The sequence below is a fragment of the Paraburkholderia sp. BR10923 genome, assembly GCF_040948765.1.
Classification (GTDB): domain Bacteria; phylum Pseudomonadota; class Gammaproteobacteria; order Burkholderiales; family Burkholderiaceae; genus Paraburkholderia; species Paraburkholderia youngii.
This window is the reverse complement of record NZ_JBFPKO010000001.1, coordinates 145,659-164,263: the sequence shown is the minus strand read 5'-3', so window position 1 is coordinate 164,263 and position 18,605 is coordinate 145,659. Positions and strand designations below refer to the sequence as shown.

At 64.9% G+C, this 18,605-nt stretch carries 18 protein-coding genes and 2 tRNA genes; 11 read left to right on the top strand and 9 right to left on the bottom strand.

The features are described 5' to 3' along the window. Positions 1–314 precede the first annotated feature (314 nt). Complete coding sequence (locus tag AB3X94_RS00795; protein ID WP_368610777.1) at positions 315–1,535, top strand: CaiB/BaiF CoA transferase family protein; 1,221 nt, start codon at positions 315–317, stop codon at positions 1,533–1,535. Between the two features lie 18 nt (positions 1,536–1,553). On the opposite strand, the gene AB3X94_RS00790 is transcribed toward AB3X94_RS00795, so the two are convergent. Both AB3X94_RS00790 and ggt read right to left on the bottom strand, forming a co-directional pair. Then, a complete protein-coding gene (locus tag AB3X94_RS00790; RefSeq protein ID WP_368610568.1) occupies positions 1,554–2,114 on the bottom strand; it encodes an RBBP9/YdeN family alpha/beta hydrolase in 561 nt (186 codons plus the stop codon). 55 nt (positions 2,115–2,169) lie between these two features. Next, positions 2,170–3,990 (bottom strand): gamma-glutamyltransferase, encoded by a 1,821-nt coding sequence (gene ggt / locus AB3X94_RS00785; protein ID WP_368610567.1) that lies wholly within the window; start codon positions 3,988–3,990, stop codon positions 2,170–2,172. Positions 3,991–4,338: 348 nt separating this feature from the next. On the opposite strand from ggt, the gene AB3X94_RS00780 reads away from it, so the two are divergent. Both AB3X94_RS00780 and AB3X94_RS00775 read left to right on the top strand, forming a co-directional pair. Beyond that, entirely contained in the window at positions 4,339–6,063 is a 1,725-nt protein-coding gene (locus tag AB3X94_RS00780; protein WP_018433476.1) for a glutamine--tRNA ligase/YqeY domain fusion protein, read from the top strand. Between the two features lie 199 nt (positions 6,064–6,262). After that, positions 6,263–7,156, top strand: a complete 894-nt coding sequence (locus tag AB3X94_RS00775) for a transporter substrate-binding domain-containing protein (RefSeq protein ID WP_368610776.1) — start codon at positions 6,263–6,265, stop codon at positions 7,154–7,156. 16 nt (positions 7,157–7,172) lie between these two features. Here the strand turns inward: AB3X94_RS00775 and AB3X94_RS00770 are convergent, their stop codons facing one another. The 5 genes from AB3X94_RS00770 to AB3X94_RS00750 all read right to left on the bottom strand — a co-directional run bounded on the left by AB3X94_RS00770 (position 7,173) and on the right by AB3X94_RS00750 (position 10,910). Beyond that, positions 7,173–7,622, bottom strand: a complete 450-nt coding sequence (locus AB3X94_RS00770) for an NUDIX hydrolase (RefSeq protein WP_013089984.1) — start codon at positions 7,620–7,622, stop codon at positions 7,173–7,175. Then, a complete protein-coding gene (locus AB3X94_RS00765) occupies positions 7,619–8,002 on the bottom strand; it encodes a hypothetical protein (RefSeq protein WP_176107970.1) in 384 nt (127 codons plus the stop codon). The genes AB3X94_RS00770 and AB3X94_RS00765 overlap by 4 nt, the downstream gene beginning before the upstream one ends. Positions 8,003–8,123: 121 nt before the next feature. After that, positions 8,124–9,698 carry a methyl-accepting chemotaxis protein gene (locus tag AB3X94_RS00760; protein ID WP_368610566.1) on the bottom strand — a complete coding sequence of 525 codons (1,575 nt, stop codon included), beginning with the start codon at positions 9,696–9,698 and terminating at the stop codon, positions 8,124–8,126. Between the two features lie 185 nt (positions 9,699–9,883). After that, positions 9,884–9,960: transfer RNA gene (locus AB3X94_RS00755), tRNA-Arg, on the bottom strand. Between the two features lie 119 nt (positions 9,961–10,079). Further along, positions 10,080–10,910, bottom strand: a complete 831-nt coding sequence (locus AB3X94_RS00750; protein WP_176105554.1) for an undecaprenyl-diphosphate phosphatase — start codon at positions 10,908–10,910, stop codon at positions 10,080–10,082. A 588-nt stretch (positions 10,911–11,498) separates the two neighbouring features. Between AB3X94_RS00750 and AB3X94_RS00745 the strand changes: the two genes are divergently transcribed. The 5 genes from AB3X94_RS00745 to AB3X94_RS00725 all read left to right on the top strand — a co-directional run bounded on the left by AB3X94_RS00745 (position 11,499) and on the right by AB3X94_RS00725 (position 16,441). Next, positions 11,499–12,407, top strand: coding sequence for an aldose epimerase (locus AB3X94_RS00745; protein WP_368610565.1), 909 nt, complete (start codon positions 11,499–11,501; stop codon positions 12,405–12,407). A gap of 152 nt (positions 12,408–12,559) precedes the next feature. Then, positions 12,560–13,288: a peptidoglycan DD-metalloendopeptidase family protein gene (locus AB3X94_RS00740; RefSeq protein WP_368610564.1), complete on the top strand. Its 729-nt coding sequence runs from the start codon at positions 12,560–12,562 to the stop codon at positions 13,286–13,288. 97 nt (positions 13,289–13,385) lie between these two features. Then, positions 13,386–13,712: a hypothetical protein gene (locus AB3X94_RS00735; RefSeq protein ID WP_018433468.1), complete on the top strand. Its 327-nt coding sequence runs from the start codon at positions 13,386–13,388 to the stop codon at positions 13,710–13,712. Between the two features lie 996 nt (positions 13,713–14,708). After that, positions 14,709–15,017, top strand: a complete 309-nt coding sequence (locus AB3X94_RS00730) for a DUF2288 domain-containing protein (RefSeq protein WP_013089991.1) — start codon at positions 14,709–14,711, stop codon at positions 15,015–15,017. A gap of 56 nt (positions 15,018–15,073) precedes the next feature. Beyond that, positions 15,074–16,441, top strand: a complete 1,368-nt coding sequence (locus tag AB3X94_RS00725) for an MATE family efflux transporter (RefSeq protein WP_368610775.1) — start codon at positions 15,074–15,076, stop codon at positions 16,439–16,441. A gap of 221 nt (positions 16,442–16,662) precedes the next feature. Here AB3X94_RS00725 and AB3X94_RS00720 read toward each other — a convergent pair whose 3' ends face one another. Beyond that, positions 16,663–16,830 carry a hypothetical protein gene (locus AB3X94_RS00720; RefSeq protein WP_368590595.1) on the bottom strand — a complete coding sequence of 56 codons (168 nt, stop codon included), beginning with the start codon at positions 16,828–16,830 and terminating at the stop codon, positions 16,663–16,665. Positions 16,831–17,010: 180 nt separating this feature from the next. Here AB3X94_RS00720 and AB3X94_RS00715 point away from each other — a divergent pair, with 180 nt between their 5' ends. The 3 genes from AB3X94_RS00715 to AB3X94_RS00705 all read left to right on the top strand — a co-directional run bounded on the left by AB3X94_RS00715 (position 17,011) and on the right by AB3X94_RS00705 (position 17,889). Further along, the gene (locus AB3X94_RS00715) at positions 17,011–17,187 is read left to right on the top strand and encodes a hypothetical protein (protein ID WP_176105550.1); all 177 of its coding nucleotides are present in this window, start codon (positions 17,011–17,013) and stop codon (positions 17,185–17,187) included. 396 nt (positions 17,188–17,583) lie between these two features. Continuing rightward, a complete protein-coding gene (locus tag AB3X94_RS00710; RefSeq protein ID WP_176105549.1) occupies positions 17,584–17,742 on the top strand; it encodes a DUF3309 family protein in 159 nt (52 codons plus the stop codon). Between the two features lie 70 nt (positions 17,743–17,812). After that, positions 17,813–17,889, top strand: a tRNA-Pro gene (locus AB3X94_RS00705). 139 nt (positions 17,890–18,028) lie between these two features. Here AB3X94_RS00705 and AB3X94_RS00700 read toward each other — a convergent pair. Next, entirely contained in the window at positions 18,029–18,445 is a 417-nt protein-coding gene (locus AB3X94_RS00700) for a DUF4279 domain-containing protein (RefSeq protein ID WP_176105548.1), read from the bottom strand. Positions 18,446–18,605 lie beyond the last annotated feature (160 nt).

The following is an 18,605-nucleotide window of genomic DNA, read 5'->3' as shown; positions in this document are numbered from 1 at the left end:
GGGGACGGTCCTGACGGTTCCTGACGAAGACTGGCGGTCGATGGGATGCGCCAACTGTCTGTTTCTTTAAACGACTGATTATACGGGATCGGCACGCGTGCGCGGCACTGCGCGCCGGCGTGCTGGCCATCCGGCCAGCACGGCATGCGCCCGCTGCGACACTCGCGTGTCCGATCGTCCGAACGGCGCTATGACGTTCGGCTGACTGCGCCCGCGAGCGGGAATCGCTTAAGATGACTTCCACGAAACTTCGCGCGAAATGGCGCATGGCGGCTCGCCGCGCGGCCGGCAACCATCAGGAGACATTCAGGAACATGGGCGCTCTCAGTCACATCCGCGTGCTGGATCTCACCCGCGTGCTCGCCGGTCCGTGGTGCGCGCAGACCCTCGCCGATTTCGGCGCCGACGTCATCAAGATCGAACGCCCCGAGGTCGGCGACGACACGCGCCACTGGGGGCCGCCGTATCTGCGGACGCCGGACGGCGCGGACACGCGCGAAGCCGCCTACTATCTCGCGGCGAACCGCAACAAGCGCTCGGTCACGCTCGACATCGCGTCGCCCGAGGGCCAGAGGATCGTGCGCGAACTGGCCGCGCAAAGCGACGTCGTGCTCGAAAACTACAAGGTCGGCCAGTTGAAGAAATACGGCCTCGACTACGAATCGCTCAAAGCGGTGAAGCCCGACCTGATCTACTGCTCGGTCACGGGCTTCGGGCAAACCGGGCCGTATGCGCAACGCGCCGGTTATGACTTCATTGTGCAGGGCATCGGCGGCTTCATGAGCATTACCGGTGAGCGCGACGGCCAGCCGGGCGGCGGCCCGCAGAAGGCCGGCGTCGCGATCGCCGACCTGATGACCGGCATGTACTCGACGATCGCCGTGCTGACCGCGCTCACGCACCGCGACCGCACGGGCGAAGGCCAGTACATCGACATGGCGCTACTCGACGTGCAGGTCGCGATGCTCGCCAACATGAACTCGAACTACCTCGCGAGCGGCCAGCCGCCGGTACGCTGGGGCAACGCGCATCCGAACATCGTGCCCTACCAGACCTTCCAGACGAGCGATGGCTGGATCATCGTCGCGGTCGGCAATGACGGACAGTTCCGCAAGTTCGTCGAGGTGGGCGGCCGCCCTGAACTCGCCGACGACGACCGTTTCGCGACCAACCCCGCGCGCGTGCGCAACCGCGAACTGCTCGTGCCGATGCTCGCGGACATGGTCCGCTTGCAGGGCAAGCAGCAATGGATCGCGGCGCTCGAAGCGGCCGGCGTGCCGTGCGGGCCGATCAATGACCTCGACGAAGTGTTCGACAACGAGCAGGTGGTCGCGCGCGGTCTGCAGGTGGCTCTGCCGCATCCGTCGGGCGGCACGGTCAAGCTCGTGCGCAATCCGATCAACATGACCGGCACGCCGCCGCAGGCGCTGAGCCATCCGCCGCTGCTCGGCGAGCATACCGAGCGCGTGCTGCGCGACCTGCTCGGATACGACGCGCAGACGATTGCGGAGTTGAAGCGAAAAGCGGTGATCTGATCGACGAGGCGGCGAGACTCAGCGCACACGCGTTAGCGAAGCCAGCCAGCTCCGCCCCTCGTCCCAATCGCCGAGGCCGCTATCGGCGTTGATGTGGCCGCGCGCGCCGATGCCGATCCAGCGGCTGCCCCACGCGCTCGCGCAGGTTTGTGAAAACGGCACGCCGCCATACGGATCGTCGCTGCTCGCCACGACGATCGTCGCAAACGGCAGACGCTCGAGCGGCACCGGCGCAAAGCCGGTCGCGTCCCGCGGGAAATGCGCTTCGGCCGGATCGGGCACGGCGACCAGCAGCGCGCCGGCCACTTTCGCGAGTTGCGCCGCGCTCGCGTACTGCGAGGCCCAGAACGCCGTGGTCAGACAGCCGAGACTGTGAGCGGCGATCACGACCGGCGCGTCCAGGGAATCGAGCGTGGCGGCCAGCGTGCGGCACCAGGCGTCGCGCGAAGGGTTGTCCCAGTCCGGCATCCGCACGCGGACGAACGCGGGATCGAGCGCTTGCCAGCGCGTTTGCCAGTGGCCTGGGCCGGAGTCCAGATAGCCCGGCAGTACTAGTTTGGTTGGTTGTTGTTCGGTCATCGTGCTTCCCCGTGTTCGGCTTATGGCCCGCTCGCGGGATAGCGCGGCGGGGCGTCTACCGTATCACGCGTGCCACGCCGGCACCACGGGGATCGCTCGCTGGCTCGGGCGTCGCGCCGTTCACGCGGATCATCTGCACGTCGCCGTTGAACGGCTGCTGCTCGACCGTATAGCCGAGCTCCTTCAATTGCGTGGCGAGCTCATCCGGCGCGGCATGGTACGGCTCGAAGTAGATGGTCTTTTGCGGCAGCAGCTGATGATGGAAACGCATTGCGGCGAGCGCGTCCATCGGCGACATCTCGAAGTCGGACAGATTCGTCATCACCTGGAAGATCGTCGTCAGGATGCGCGAGCCGCCGGGCGTGCCGATCGCCAGCGCGATCTTGCCGTCCTTCAGCAGCAGCGTGGGCGTCATCGACGAAATCGGGCGGCGGCCCGGCGCGATCATGTTCGGCTCGGCATCGGCATCGGCGGCGCCGGATGCCGAGGCCGCGCCCGACGCGCCCGACGCGCCCGTCGCCCCGGCGCCGGCCGGCTTGATCAGGAAATCGTCCATCGCATCGTTCAGCAGGAACCCGCCGCCGTCCACCACGACGCCCGAGCCGAAATCGCCGTTCAGCGTGTAGCTGTTCGACACAGCGTTGCCCCACTTGTCGACCACCGAGAAATGCGTGGTTTGCGCCTTCTCCGTCGCCGCGGCGCCGTCGACGCCGGGCTTCTCCGGGGCCGCTCCGGGCGCTTCGCCGGTTTTGACTTCGGCCGCGCGCTGCGCGAGGTAGGCGTCGTCGATCAGCTTCGCGACCGGTACCGGCGATGCGTCCGGGTCGCCGATATAGCGTTGCCGGTCAGCGAATACCCGATCCTCGATCTGCGCGATCAGATGGATGTACGGCGCCGAATTCAACGCGAGACCGTCGAACGCCGGCTGCAGAGCGGCCCGCATTTTCAGCAACTGGATCAGCCCGACGCCGCCCGAGCTCGGCGGTGGCGCGGTGATCACGCGGTAGCCGTGCCAGTCGGCCGCGAGCGGCTCGCGCCAGAGTGCCTTGTACTGGCTCAGATCCTGGCTCGTGATCAGGCCGTGGCCGTACATCTGCGCGGCGATCATTTGAGCGGTGCGGCCCTCGTAAAACTCGCGGCCGCCGTCGCTCGCGATTCGCCCAAGCGTCTGCGCGAGTTCCGGCTGGCGCAGCGTCGCGCCCGCTTTCAGGTTGCCGAAATAGGCGTCGAAATTGGTCTTGCCGGCGAAACTTTTCGCGGCCGCGTCGCGTCGCTGCTGCAGGCGCGGGCCGACCTGGAAGCCGTCGGTCGCGTAATGGATCGCGGGCGCGACCACCTGCTTCCATTTGAGCTTGCCGAAGCGCCGCTGCGCTTGCCACATACCATCGACAGTGCCCGGCACGGCCGCCGCGCGATGACCGACCGTGCTCATGCCAGGCACCACGTTGCCCTTGTCGTCGAGGTACATGTCGCGGTTCGCCTGCTGCGGCGCGCGCTCGCGATAATCGAGAAAATACGGCTTGCCGTCGACCAGCAGCGTCATGAAACCGCCGCCGCCGAGGTTGCCCGCATCGGGCCTCGTGACGGCGAGCGTGAAGGCCATCGCGACCGCGGCATCGACCGCGTTGCCGCCTTCGGCGAAGATCTGCTGCGCGGTGTCGGCGCTGTAGCCGTCCGGCGCGGCGACGGCCGACCCATCGAGCGCCGGCTTCGGCGGCGGTGTTTTCGCGGCGGCGGACAGCGGCGCGGCCACGTTCACGGCCAGCGCGGCAAACCACGCCGAAGCGAGCACGCGACGAGTACGGCAAGAAAATCGGGCGCTAGCCAAAGCGCGGGCGAAAGGCGCGCGAAACGCGCCGTGCATCGGGATAGACATCCGAGAGAACTCCGGCAACGAGGCGAGCATGGCGCACGAGCAGAGGAGCCTCGTGCAAGCGACGAAGAACAGCGTGGACAGCTCAGGCAGCCTGCCCCGCGCGAAGGCCCAGCGCGGGTGCGCGGGCCGCGCGCAGCAGCGCATCCTAAGTCGGCGCGCCGCGCGTCGCCAACCCGTTTTACCTCCTGTTACAGCACCGCGTGCCTGCTCCGGTGACTGCGGCATCCGCGCCAGACCCGCCCCACCGTTGGCTGCACGCCGCAAGCGCCTGCCGCGAGCGGGCTCGTCAGGTAGAATTGACGGCTAAGCGGGTGCATCACGCGCCCCCACGGACTCTCACCTTCTCGCATGAATACCGAACGCAAAGACGCTGACCGCAACGACGCGCCCGCGGCATCCAATTTCATCCGCAACATCATCGACGACGACAACCGCACCGGCAAATGGAGCCAGCGCGTCGAAACGCGCTTCCCGCCGGAGCCGAACGGCTATCTGCACATCGGTCACGCGAAGAGCATCTGCCTGAACTTCGGCGTCGCGCGCAGCTACGGCGGCGTGTGCCATCTGCGCTTCGACGACACCAATCCGGAGAAGGAAAGCGTCGAGTACGTCGAGTCGATCATCGACTCGGTGCGCTGGCTCGGCTTCGAATGGGAAAAGGACCGCACCGAGCATCTGTACTACGCGAGCGACTACTACGACAAGCTGTACGAGTTCGCCGAGCTGCTGATCCAGCGCGGCAAGGCGTACGTGGATAGTCAGTCGGCCGAGGAAATGCGCGCGAACCGCGGCTCGGCCACCGAAGTCGGCACGCCGTCGCGTTTCCGCGAGCGTTCGGTCGAGGAAAACCTCGACCTGTTCCGCCGCATGAAGGCGGGCGAGTTCAAGGAAGGCGAGCACGTGCTGCGCGCGAAGATCGACATGTCGTCGCCGAACTTCAACATGCGCGACCCGGTCATCTATCGCATCCGCTTCGCGCATCACTACCGTACCGGCGACACCTGGTGCGTGTACCCGATGTACGACTACACGCACTGCATCTCGGACGCGCTCGAAAACATCACGCATTCGCTGTGCACGCTCGAATTCGAAGATCACCGCCCGCTGTACGACTGGATCCTGAACGAGCTCGCCGAAGCCGGCATCTTCAAGCGTCCGTTGCCGCAGCAAATCGAGTTTTCGCGCCTGAACCTGACCTATGCGATCACCAGCAAGCGCAAGCTGCTGCAACTCGTCAACGAAGGCCATGTGGAAGGCTGGGACGACCCGCGCATGCCGACCATCGTCGGCGTGCGCCGGCGCGGTTTCACGCCCGAATCGATCCAGCTGTTCTGCGAGCGCATCGGCGTGACCAAGGTCGACTCGTGGATCGACATGAGCGTCTTTGAAGGCGCGCTGCGCGACGATCTCGACGAGAAGGCGCCGCGCATCGCCGCCGTGCTCGATCCGGTCAAGCTGATCATCGACAATTTCCCCGAACGCCTCACCGAGCCGTGCCACGCACCGGTGCATCCGCATCATCCGGAACAGGGCGTGCGCGAGTTTCCGATTTCTCGCGAGCTGTGGATCGAGCGCGAGGATTTCACGGAAACGCCGCCGAAGGGCTACTTCCGCCTGTTCCCGGGCAACAAGGTGCGCCTCCGCTACGGCTACGTGATCGAATGCACGCACGCGGACAAGGACGAGAACGGCAATATCGTCGCGGTGCACTGCAACTACTTCCCGGACAGCAAATCGGGCACCGAAGGCGCGAACAATTACAAGGTCAAGGGCAACATCCACTGGGTCAGCGCGGCGGCCGCGTGCCCGGCCGAAGTGCGCATCTACGACCGGCTCTTCAAGGAACCGCAACCGGACGCCGGCGGGCGCGATTTCCTCGAAGCGCTGAATCCGGACTCGAAGCGCGTGGTCCAGGCCTACCTCGAAACCGGCGCGCGCCACGCGCTGCCGGAGCAGCGCTACCAGTTCGAGCGGCACGGCTACTTCGTTGCCGATCGCGTCGATTCGAAGCCGGGTAAGCCCGTATTCAACCGCATCGTCAGTCTGCGCGACAGTTGGGGCAAGCCGGCCTAAGCTCGCGTCAGCGACGGCCCGGCGCTGCCGGGCCATCCGGGTTGCAGGATGTTAGATCGATATCACAGCGCGCTCGCCTGGGCGCGCCGGTCCGGGAGGCCCGATGAAGGTTGCAGGCCGCTGCGGGGAAGGGTCTGAAGGTATGGTTCGGGGCGGACGGGCCCGGCGCGGCTCAGGCATGCCGCATCTCGTGCGCGGCATGCACCGCGTGCTGCTTGCGCTGGCCGCCTGCGGCGTGTTCGCGTTCGCCGGCCCCGCACGCGCGGATGAACTGACCGGCACGCTGAGAAAGATCCACGACGACGGCGTCGTCGTGCTCGGCGTGCGCGAGGCATCGATCCCGTTCTCGTACTTCGACGGCAAGCGCACGGTCGGCTACTCGCAGGCGATCGCGATGCAGATCGTCGATGAAATCAGGAAGACGCTCGGCATCGCGCAGTTGCGGGTTCACGAAATCACGGTGACTTCGTCGAACCGCACGCCGATGCTGCTGAACAATCAGATCGATCTCGAATGCGGCTCGACCACGCACACGGTCGAGCGCGAAAACGTCGCCGCGTTTTCGGACAGCTTTTTCCAGTACGCAGTGCGCATGATCACGCGCAAGAACAGCGGCATCACCGACTTCCCCGATCTGGCCGGCAAGCCGGTCGTGACGACCGCGGGCACGTCCGACGAGCGCCTGCTGCGCAGCCTCAACACCGAGAAGCAGCTGAACATGCGCATCATGAGCGTGCGCGACCATCAGGAAGCCTTCAACGCGATGAAGGACGGCCGCGCAGTGGCGTTCGTGATGGACGAGCCGATCGTCTACGGTTTCAAGGCGACCGACCCGCATCCCGACGATTTCATCGTGACGGGTACGCCGCTCGGCTACGAGGTGTATGCGTGCATGTTCCGCAAGGGCGACGAGCCGTTCCGCGCGCTCGTGAATCGCGTGATCGTGCGCTCGCAGACGTCCGGCGACGCGGAGCGTCTGTACCGGCAGTGGTTCACGCAGCCGATTCCGCCGCGCGGCATCAATGTCAATTTCCCGCTGTCGGAGCAGAATCGCGCGTTGTTCGCGCATCCTAACGACCACGCGCTCGATTGAACGCGGCGCGCGCCCTCTATAGCGACCGGTGCAGTTCCGCGAGCGACAGCGTCGTCTCGAAGAGCCGCGTCAGACTACGGCTCGCATAGTGCGGGACCTCTTCGATCGACGCCCAGCGGTAGTCGTCCATTTCCGGGATCAGCGTGCCGTCCGAGCGGCGCGGAAATAGCGACGTGCAGGTGCACGTGCTCAGATCGAGTTCGCCGGCACTCGCGCGCGCCGCGAACAGATGCAGGTCCTTGTCGCGCCGATAGACGAACAGGCCGAGATCCTTCAGGCGGCCAGCCTCGAGCGCGATGCCGGTCTCCTCGACCATCTCGCGCAGCGCGGTGACGTGCGGCGCCTCGCCGTCCTCGCCCTGCCCTTTCGGAATATCCCAGTGCGTCGTTTCGGTGGCGTGCGCGAGCAGCACGCGCCCGTCGGGATCGAGCAGCACGATCCCGCATGAGACGATTCGCGGGCTCATCGCTTCTGCAGTTGCCAGGCGCCGCCTACCTTGCAGAAGTTCGGACGCAGGTTCATCGATTGCCCTTTCGCATTGAGTACGACGCCGAGGATGCGGCAAGTGCGGCCGCCGTCGGTCGAGGTGCTATCCATCGTGATGGTCGCGTCGATCTTCACGCTATTGCCGGTGCCGTCGTTGACCCACGTAAAGCTGTCGCCGTCCTTTCTGTCATTGAGCGCGCTCATGACCGCGCGCTTGATCGAGTCGTTGTCGCGCTGCTTCATGTAGGTGATCGGCGTGTCGTTCAGAAAGGCCAGGTTCGCCCCTTGCGCGCCGATCGCCGCGCCGAGCAGCAGGCCTGCGGCACCAAGGCGGAACAGCACACGGGTTCGCGTCGACATGTGGGACTCTCCTTGAAGTGCGCACGGCGCGCACGGGCGCACGCGGTTTTTGGGCTTTTGATCCTGACCTCAAAAGCATAGCATGCGCACTTCTGCAGGCAGCGCGCCATCGACGCGGCCATCAACGCGCGGCGGCCGCCCCCTGCAGGCGGAACGTGCTGACGACGTCGCGCAGCATCTGCGCCTGCTCCTGCATCGACTGCGCGGCGGCCGCCGCCTGCTCGACCATCGCCGCGTTCTGCTGCGTGGTCTCGTCCATCTGCGCGATCGCGAGATTGACCTGCTCGATGCCGCGGCTCTGCTCGTCCGACGCGGCGGAAATCTCGCTGATGATGTCGGTCACGCGCTTCACCGCATCGACGAGCGAATCCATCGTGCCGCCCGCTTTCTCGACGAGCGCCTTGCCGCTGCCGACGCGCGCGACCGAATCCTCGATCAGCGTCTTGATCTCCTTGGCCGCGTCGGCGCTGCGGCGCGCGAGATTGCGCACCTCGCCCGCGACGACCGCGAAGCCGCGACCCTCCTCACCGGCGCGCGCGGCTTCGACGGCCGCGTTCAGCGCGAGGATGTTGGTCTGAAACGCGATGCTCTCGATCACGCCGATGATATCGACGACGCGCGCCGAACTCGCCGCGATGCTCTGCATATTCGCGACGACGTGCTGCACGGCCTCGCCGCCCTCGCCCGCGAGCTGCGACGCGGAGTGCGCCATGCGGTTGGCCTGCAGCGCGTTGTCGGCGTTCTGCTTGACGGTCGCCGTCAGTTGCTCCATGCTCGCGGCCGTTTCGCCGAGCGACGACGCCTGCTGTTCCGTGCGTGCCGACAGATCGAGATTGCCCGCGGCGATTTCTTCCGCCGCGACCGTGATCGTTTCGGTGCCGCCGCGAATACGCCTGATCGCGTCGGCGAGGCGGCTTTGCATGCGCTGCATCGCGAACAGCATGCTTTCCTGATCGTTGCCGGCCAGTGTGACGGGGCACGATAGATCGCCGTCGGCGATCGTCTCCGCGACGCTCGCCGCGTAGGCGGGCTCGCCGCCGAGACTGCGCTTGACGTTGCGGATGATCAGTACGAGCGCGATGGTGCTGACGCTGCCGATCATGAGGATCGGCAGCAGATAGCGCAGCAGGTCGGCGCGGAACGCCACGTCGATGTCGTTCACGTAGACGCCCGAAATCAGATACCAGTCCCACGCGGCAAAGCGCTTGACGAAGCTGATCTTCGGCACGTGCTCGTTGTGGCCGGCAAGGCGTCCCATGTAATCGACGAAGCCGTGCCCCTGCGCCTGCGCCACCTTGACCATCTCGACGAACAGCAGCTTGCCGTCGGTGTCCGCGTAGTGCGACACGTCCTTGTTGCGCAAATCGGCGAGCACTGGATGCATGATCACGACCGGCGTCGCGGTCGTCACGATCATGTAGCCGCTGCCGGGGTAGCGCATCGTGGACAGGCGGACGAGCGCCTGCTGGCGCGCCTCATCGGGCGTCAGCTCGTGTTGGTCGGCGCGCTGCGCGTAGTCGGCGACGATGCCGTACGCGCTCTCGACGACGTTCTGCACCGCCGACTTGCGCTCAGCGAGCATCGTCGCGCGCGACTGCCACGCGGCCCAGCCGCCGAGGCCGAGCAGGCCGAGCAGGCCGAGCCACGTGATCAGCAGCGCGAGCCAGAGTTTGGTGTCGAGGCTTAGTCGGTTCACGCTGATTCCTCCATCGCGGCGCGTCAAACGGTTCTGTCGAACTAACGGCGTCGCGCGCGATTTCCTGAGTCGGGAAACACCCGAAGCAGCTCGGCGTCGCGTTCAAGGATCCGCGCGAGGTGCGAAAAGACAGCAAAAAGACAAAAAGGGTTACAGGCGCGAGGCCTGTAACCCTTCGATGATTCTGGTACGGCAGGAGGGGCTCGAACCCCCGACCCTCGGCTTAGAAGGCCGATGCTCTATCCAGCTGAGCTACTGCCGTATGGATCGCTATTCGCATGAAACCGGCACTCGCCGCGAGCCGCCCCATTTCGCGCAAACTAAAATTTTAACTGACCTGCAAGCAACCGGGCCGGGATTATAACCGATCGCCCGCCGCCCTCAGACCGGCTGCGGATGCAGCATGAACCAGCCGAGGAACACGATTCCCGCGATCGCGCAGTACAAACCGAACGACGCGAGACGCCCGCGGCCCTCGAAGTAGCGCATCAGGAAACGCACGCTCAGGTACGCGGCGATCGCGGTCAGCACGCCGCCGAGCGCCGCGTCGGCGAGCTGACTGGGCGCGTGGAGCAGCTTTGGCAGTTCGAGTACGCCAGCCGCGAAAATGATCGGCGTGCCGAGCAAAAACGAAAACTCGGCGGCTTTCTCGGTGGTGAGGCCGGCCGCATTGCCGGCGATCATCGTCAGGCCGCTGCGCGAGAAGCCCGGAATCAGCGCGCCGATCTGCGCGAGGCCGACGAAGAACGCCTGGCGGAACGTCAGCTTTTCCGGCGCCCGATGCGCGCGCGCGCGTTGCAGGCGATCGCCGAACCACAGCAGCACGCCGTTTACGATCAACGCAAACGCGACGATTCGCAGATCGTGAAAAATCGCCTCGAGGCGCTTTTCCAGCACGAGACCGACGAGACCCGCCGGAATCGTACCGATGATCAGCGCCCACATCATGTGACCGTCGTCGTTGCGGCGGCCACCGAGCGACGCGAAGAAACCGCGCACCAGCGCGTACCAGCGCGCGCGGAAGTACCACAGCAGCGCGAACGCGGTGCCCAGATGCAGGGCGACGAGGAACGGCAGCAACTGCGGCGCATGCTTGTCGATGTGCATGTCGAACAGGGCGGGCACGAGCAGCGTGTGGCCAAGGCTGCTCACCGGAAACAGTTCGGTCACGCCTTGCAGCACGCTCAGAAAAATCAGAAACGACAGGTTCACGCGGCGGTCCTTGTAAGGAAAATGTCGGGGAACTGCGCCGCACAAAAGGAAAGCCGGCGCGTCAAAAAGCGCACCGATTATGCCTGGCTGCACAGTCAGCGCCAAGCGGTTAGGCTACATTCGGATAGATATTGACGCGCCGCGTCACAACTCGACACGGTTGTTACGCGAGGGCAAGGAAGCGAGCAGCGGATTCGTCGCGCGCGTACTGCGAACGCAGAGGAATGAACGGAGCGGGATCAGCGCTTGAGCGAGTGGAAGAAGTAGTACGTGCTAGCCGTGAATATGCCGAACAGAGAAACGGCCATTGCCATTGCGAGATCCATGATGCCTCCTGAGCCGATTCGCCCGGGAGTCGGATGGACCGGACGCTCAGACGGATTATCAATAGGATTCGCCCTTTTCCGACACCCGCAATTTCCCGGGAAGGGTTTCCCCGTAGCGCAAAGCAGCGCAAAATCGCGGTTTCACCACGGGTGACGCAGTCGCGGCGAGTGGCGCAAAACGCCGCTTCAATGCGGATCGCGTCGGCCGACGCGGCCGACCGCTTTGCACGACCCTCAACCTCTATCTGGCTACCTACTGACCATGCCCCTCTCCCCGGAACAGGACATTCTCGAGATCGCCCAGGACGCCTCCGTGCTCCGCTTTTCGCCGCAAGCCGGCGGCCGCCTGCTGTCGTGGACGATCGACGGCGAAGAGGTGATCCACTGGCCCGAGCACGCCGACTGGAGCGTGCCCGCGCGGATTCGCGGCGGCAATCCGCTGCTGTTTCCGTTTCTCGGCCGTCACTTCGTCGACGGCAAGATCGGCTATTGGCGTGACGCGCATGGCACCGTGCGCGAGATGCCGATGCACGGTTTCGCGCGCGACCTGCCGTTCGAGCCCCACGCCGACGTGCACGGCGCCGGCCTGCGCATGGTTCTGACCGACAGCAAAGCGACCCGCGCCGTCTATCCGTTCGGCTTTCGCTTCGAGGCCGCTTACGAGCTGATCGATCCGCGCACGCTCGACGTGACGCTGACCACCGCCAACACCGGCCACACGCGCCTGCCTTACTACGCCGGCCATCACTTCTACTTCACGCTGCCGCACACGCAGCGCGCGCAGACGACGATCGAGCTGCCGCGCACTGAACGCTGCCGCCAGCTCGGGGATGGCTCGATCAGCCCAGCCGAGCCTGGCGAAGCGAGCTACACGCTCGACGAAGACCGCATCTACGACCGCTTCCATTGCCTGAGCGGCACGCCCGATCGACCGGTGCGGGTCGAAGCGCCGGGCATCAATCGCGTGATTACGATCGATCTGCAGCGGCCTGGCTCGGTGCCCTGGTACTCGGTCACGACGTGGACTGAAACGCCGCAGTCGGACTTCTACTGCGTGGAGCCGTGGCTCGGGCTGCCGGATGCGATCCATAACGGCCGCGGTTTGCGCTGGCTCGAGCCGGGACAAACCGAGACGGCGGCCCTGCGCATTAGCGTCGAGAAGTCCGGCTGATACGCCGACGGCGGCGGCGAGCCGCTCGAAGCGGCCGCCCGCCCCCTCGCCCCCTCGCCGGGGGGCGCAACACAAAACCGTTAGAATCGAACGCTTTGTCTGTCTGTGCCGCGTGATCGGGATCGGCGCGCGGCAGCGCTTTGCGAGGTCCAATGCTGGAAACGACAAGAATCAAACGACTCGGTTGCGCGGCGTTGTTCGCGCTGCTCGCCGCGTGCGGGTCGGCGCCAGTGGCGCCCGGCTACTACCGGGTCGAACGGGGCGACACGCTGTCGAAAATCGCGCGCGGCAACCGGCAGTCGGTGCAAAACATCGCGCGCTGGAACAACCTGACCAATCCGGACAACATCGAGGTCGGCCAGGTGCTGCGTGTCGCGCCACCGAGCGGAACGGCGTCGACGAGCGGCGCAATCCGTAGCGGCGGCGGTGGTGGTAGCAGCAACAGCGGCAGCGCGAGCGCGTCGGCCGCGCCGCGGCCCGCGCCGGCGGACACTGCGCCGGCCACCGCGCCCGCGCCGATTTCGCTGGTCTGGCCGGCCGACGGCACCGTATTCCGCCGTTTCGACGGCGGCAACTCGAAGGGCATCGATATTTCCGCGGCGGCCGGCACACCGATCGTCGCGGCGGCGCCCGGCACCGTGGTCTATGCGGGCAACGGTCTGCGCGGCTACGGCAATCTTTTGATCCTCAAGCACAACGCCGACTACCTGACCGCTTACGCGCATAACCGCGCGCTGTTCGTGAAGGAAGGCGAATCGGTCAAGCGCGGCCAGAAAATCGCCGAAATGGGTGACACCGATACCGATCGCGTGATGCTGCATTTCGAGCTGCGCTACCAGGGTCGCTCGATCGATCCGTCCAAGGAACTGCCGCCGCGCTAGGCGGCGGCAGGCGCGGGAACCCGCCGTGCTATAAACGCTCAATTCGAAGCGGCGTGGCTGCGCGCCACGCCCTTCCGTTATTTGCAAGGAATCTGAAATGAAAAGCCCATTGGCGCGCGTCGCGACGGCCGCAACGATCAGTCTCGGCCTCCTGACGCTCGGCGGCCTCGGCGGCTGCTCGACCACGACCACGATGACCTATCTGCCGAGCGGCGACACGGGGTTCGCGATCAACTGCAGCGGCAGCGACGCGAGCACGAGCTGGGCCGAGTGCTACAAGCGCGCGGGCGAAACCTGCGGCAACTACGGGTACGACGTGGTGTCGAAAGACGTCGACAACGGCGCGACGTCCGGCGGCACGATCGGCGGGATTTTCGGCGCGAATGTGAAAAACCGTTCGATGGTCATTCGCTGCAAGCAGTAAAGGAGGCACACCGTGCGGTGCGCGCGGCCGCCCAGCGCGATAGCGTCACCGCTTAGCGGCGTCGCCGGTGTCCCGAGCGCGGATCGATGCGAGCGGCGAAACGCAGCAGCAACGCGAGCGCGATCATCCATACTCCGACAAAGATGATCACCCCGGTGATGAGCCTCGCGCCGCAAAAAATAATCGTCCATCATCGGCCGTGTGTGTGTATTCGCGGTGAAGATCGCCGCAGTGGTTAAACACCCGCGTAAATCCGTTCAAAAAAAAAGCCCGGCACGAAGCCGGGCTAACGGGGGTTCGGCGCATATCGGCAAAGGACCGGTTCACCATGCGCCAGAACGAAATCTAACAATCTGCATTTACAAGCGCAATCCAATAATTTTGCGGTCAATGTTACACGGCGTACGGATTACGCAATCCGTGAATCGGAAATGTCGAAATGCGACCGGCTAAATGCGCCGCAGCCCGGATACGCAACCCGCCAGGTCATTCAAACTAGATTCCCCGAGGCTCGCACCAGTCAATGCTCCTGGCCGATCAAAGAAAATCCCGACAAAACGGCAGAGGAAAGACATCTGTCCGAATAAGACTAACTCGTTCGCCAATAAACCGTTTTCGCTTGCGAATATAAACTTGGTGCGGAAACGCACGTAACGCATCGATTAGTCGCGCCAACACTTTCGAATAATCCTCGATATTTCCTCACAACAAATTCGCAATAGCGAAAGTTTTAACATCAACAATTCCACCCGCAATCCTGAAACCGCATTCAAACTCGCGTTTCAAGTTTTGAATATTCGGACGATTAATCGGACGCTGATTGGCGGCAAGGCTCGTGCGCCGTCGTCGTTGAATCCGCCGGCATCCAGGTTCAGAATCCGACTCAGTCCGGCGATGCATTAAAAGACCCGCTCGGCGCGTTGCGCAAGCCCGCCACGCGGCCCGGCGGTCTGCGCCAATGGTTTATAGTGACGGCCCCGTCCGACCCCGCCTACGATGACTTCCAACGACGCCCCCCAAAGCCCCCTGTACGCGAAGCTGCTCGGCGAAACCGCCAAGATCGGCTGGAGCGAACTCGAACGTTTCTTTGCGCGCGGCATCCTGCTGCACGTCGCGCGCGACCTTGATCTCGTGAGCGTCGCCGAAGCGATCGCCAACGACGACACCACCCAGGTCGCCCAATGGTTGTCTTCCGGCCTCGTCGAGCGCGTGCAGTCGGAGACGGCCGCCGATTTCGCCGCGCGCGACCCCGAGCTGTGGGCGGTCGTCGTCTCGCCGTGGGTGTGCGTACAGGAGCGCTCTTGAGCGACGCGAGGACGTCCGATGCCGGGACGCCCGACGCCGGGAGCCCCGACGCCGGCATGCCCCCCGCCCAGCCTTCCGAAACCGCCGCGCATTCGGCCAGCGCGCCTGCGCTGCCGGTGCGCTGGCATCGCCGGGTGCTCGCGCTCGCGTTCCCGATCGTCCTCGCGAATCTGACGCAGCCGATCCTCGGCGCGGTCGATACCGCCGTCGCTGGTCATCTGGACAGTGCCTCGTACCTCGGCGGCGTCGCGCTCGGCGGCCTCTTCTTCAACTTCGTGTTCTGGGGCTTCGGCTTCCTGCGCATGGGCACCACCGGCCTCGTCGCGCAGGCGCACGGCGCGGGCCACGGCGACGAGCTGCGCAACAGCGTCGTGCGCGCGCTGCTGATGGCGGCTGCGATCGGCGGGCTGGTGCTGCTCGTGCAGCAACCGCTGATCGACTACGCGCTGCGAGCGATCGGCGGCAGCGACGCCGTGCAGCGGCACGCGCAGGTTTATTGCCACGCGCGGATCTGGGCCGCGCCGCTCGCGCTCGGCAACTACGTGGTGCTGGGCTGGCTGCTCGGCACGCAGCGGGTGCGGCTCGCGTTGCTGTCGCAGGTGTTCATCAACAGCGTGAACATCGTCGCGGTGCTGCTGTACGTGTACGCGTTTCATTGGGGCGTCGCTGGCATCGGCGCGGCTACCGCGACTGCCGACGCGCTCGGCTTCGTGCTCGGCCTCGCGCTGCTATGGCACGGCAGGCCGCGCGGCCTGCCCGCGCTGAATCGCGCCGCCTTGTTCGACGCCGCCGCGCTGAAGCGGCTCGTCGTGCTGAATCGCGACATTTTCGTGCGCACGCTGTGCCTGCTGTCGTCGTTCGGCTGGTTTGCGCATCTCGGTGCGCGGCAAGGCGACGCGACGCTCGCCGCGAACGCATTGCTGCTCAATTTCCAGACCTTCATGGCGTACGGGCTCGACGGTTTCGCGCATGCGGCCGAGGCGCTGGTAGGCGCGGCGATCGGCGCGCGCGATCGTCACGCGTTCGCGCAGGCGGTCAAGGTCACCGCGCTATGGTCGGCGCTCGGCGCGATCGGCTTCTCGTTCGTGTACTGGGGCGCGGGCGCATGGATCATCGAGCGGCTCACCGATCAGGCCGCCGTGCGCGCCGCGGCCGAAACCTATCTGCCGTGGGCGGCGCTGTCGCCGGTCATTTCGGTGTGGGGCTTCCTGCTCGACGGCGTGTTCATCGGCGCGACGCGCACGCGCGAACTGATGATGGCGATGGTGGTGTCGCTCGTGGTGTTCGTGGCGGCATCGTGGGCATTGCTCGCGTGGCACGGCAATCACGGGCTGTGGATCGCGCTGCTGATCTTCATGGCCACGCGCGGCGCGACGCTCGCGCGTTACCTGCCGGGCGTGTCGCGAGGGATCGCGGCGGCGTAGTAGCGCGGTGCGCCGCGCTCCGTTGGCTGTTCGGCGGACGACGGAACGTTACGGCTTGAAACAAGCGCATACGTATCGCATAACGAGCGCGTCCTAGAATGTTTTCAGCCCGTGCTCTCCGCGCGAACAGTCGGCACGGGTCAGAAGTGCCGGCGTGCCCGCGCCGCCGCTTCGCTTTTCCCGCCCCGCCCTTTCCCGATCGTTTTCACTTCGACGAGCGCTCACTGTGCGACGGGCGCGGGCACCATCGCGGGCGGCCGATCGTCGGTGGGCACGCCGTGGTAGTCGGCGGGATCATGTGGCGGGCTGCCGCGATGCGCGGACGGATTGTCCGCACAGCCGGCGACGCCGGCGCACAACAGCAAGGCAACAGTCAGAACGCGGGTCATTTTGCAATCTTCTCCGGGACAAATAGGATGGCGGACGTCCGCCGGCGCGCCGAGAGTCTACCCGCAAAGCGCGTTCCGCGACGCCATCACGCCGGCTCGTGCCGCGGTCGTTCCATTTCGTGAGATTTCGCCAGACCTGCGCTACTATGGGTTCATGGCTGAACCTACCGGGAGACTGCCATGGACGGTGAATCGATCGCGGGCCTGGTCGGGCTCGCCATAGGCCTGATCGTGCTGGTGGCGTTGTCGATTTTCGAATCGCGGGCCTACCGGCGAGAACACGACGGCGAGGGCATGCTGCATCACTGGACGCATCAGCATCTGCATATGCCGCATTGGAGGCGTCCACGGCATTGACGCGGGTGATCTTCGAACTCGGATCGAGTCCCTCTAACCGGGGCACCGGCACATCGCAGTGCCTCAGTTGCGCGTCCGCTCGGTGATGCGATGACCGGCGTTGCGGCGCATGCATGCGCCGCGCGCGTCGTCGTCCGCTGCACGTGCGCAATCCCTTGTCAATTCCTTGGACATACCTACAGCAAACGGTGACGCTACGCGCGCCGCTCCCTCCTTTTTTCACCTTCGTCCAAGGCCTCGCCGCATTGATCTTCATCGGTGATTGGCACATGCCTTGCGGGTTCCGATCCAACAACAGGCGCGCGATACGCGCGTCGATTGTCGCGGCGCGCAATGCGCCAAACCAGCGTGACGATGCGGCCAGCGATTTCGCGGCCCTTCGAAAAGGAGAACGCCATGACCGTCGGAACCATCCTGCTAATCGTGCTCATCCTGCTGTTGATCGGCGCATTGCCAAGCTGGCCGTATAGCAGTGGCTGGGGCTATCGACCGACTGGGCTCGTCGGCGTCGTCCTGATCGTCGTGATCATTCTGCTGTTGATGGGGCGTATATAGCTCACCGCCGAGCAAGCGCAAGCCAAGGCATTGACGCTCCTGTCCGTACCCCCTATACTCTCGGATTCGTCGGAGCGTAGCGCAGCCTGGTAGCGCATCTGATTTGGGATCAGAGGGTCGAAGGTTCGAATCCTTTCGCTCCGACCATTGGAATCAAGCACTTAGCCCAGCCTTAACCGGCTGGGCTTTTTGCTTTCTGGGTCCGTCCAGGCGCTGTGTAGGCAAATTCGACCAACGCGAATCGGCCTTCGTCGCGATCCCTCGCCTAAAATCTGCTAGCGAGGCTCTATCGATATTCATCAATCTCAACGGTGCCGCCCATGGCTTCCATCATGGTGCGAATATCGTCGGGCACATCAGGCACGCGGTCGCCCCTCTCGTTGTCCCAATAACAGAAGAAACGCATCTGTGCGCCCTTGTCTGCGAGTAGCTGGCGCAGGTCATCTCGCGGCAAATTCAGGCGATCAATAAGGTAGCGGAGGTGCGGTTCCAGCGAGTCGCTATGAACGGCGGCTTTGCTTCTCACCCCCCATACGCCAGTACGCCCCGGCACGCTACTCAATCGCCCCGACGGCGTCAAAAACCGCTTCCCCTTGACTATCGCCGTGTCCGGCGAAACGCCGAAATATCTGGTCCAAACATCGGGATCCAAATCATCCCCGGCTATCGAAAATGATGCATGTGCGAGTTGATGTACGTTCATCGTATGAAGATCAGTTTGCATAGTCGTGCATATTGCGATGATGTTTTTTCTAAATTCAACGTCCCCACTATCGTGCCAAATGACATTGTCATCGCCTCGCAGCTTCAGATCATATTTCATCGCATGAATCATGTCGCCAAACGTGTCGCGGTCATATCCC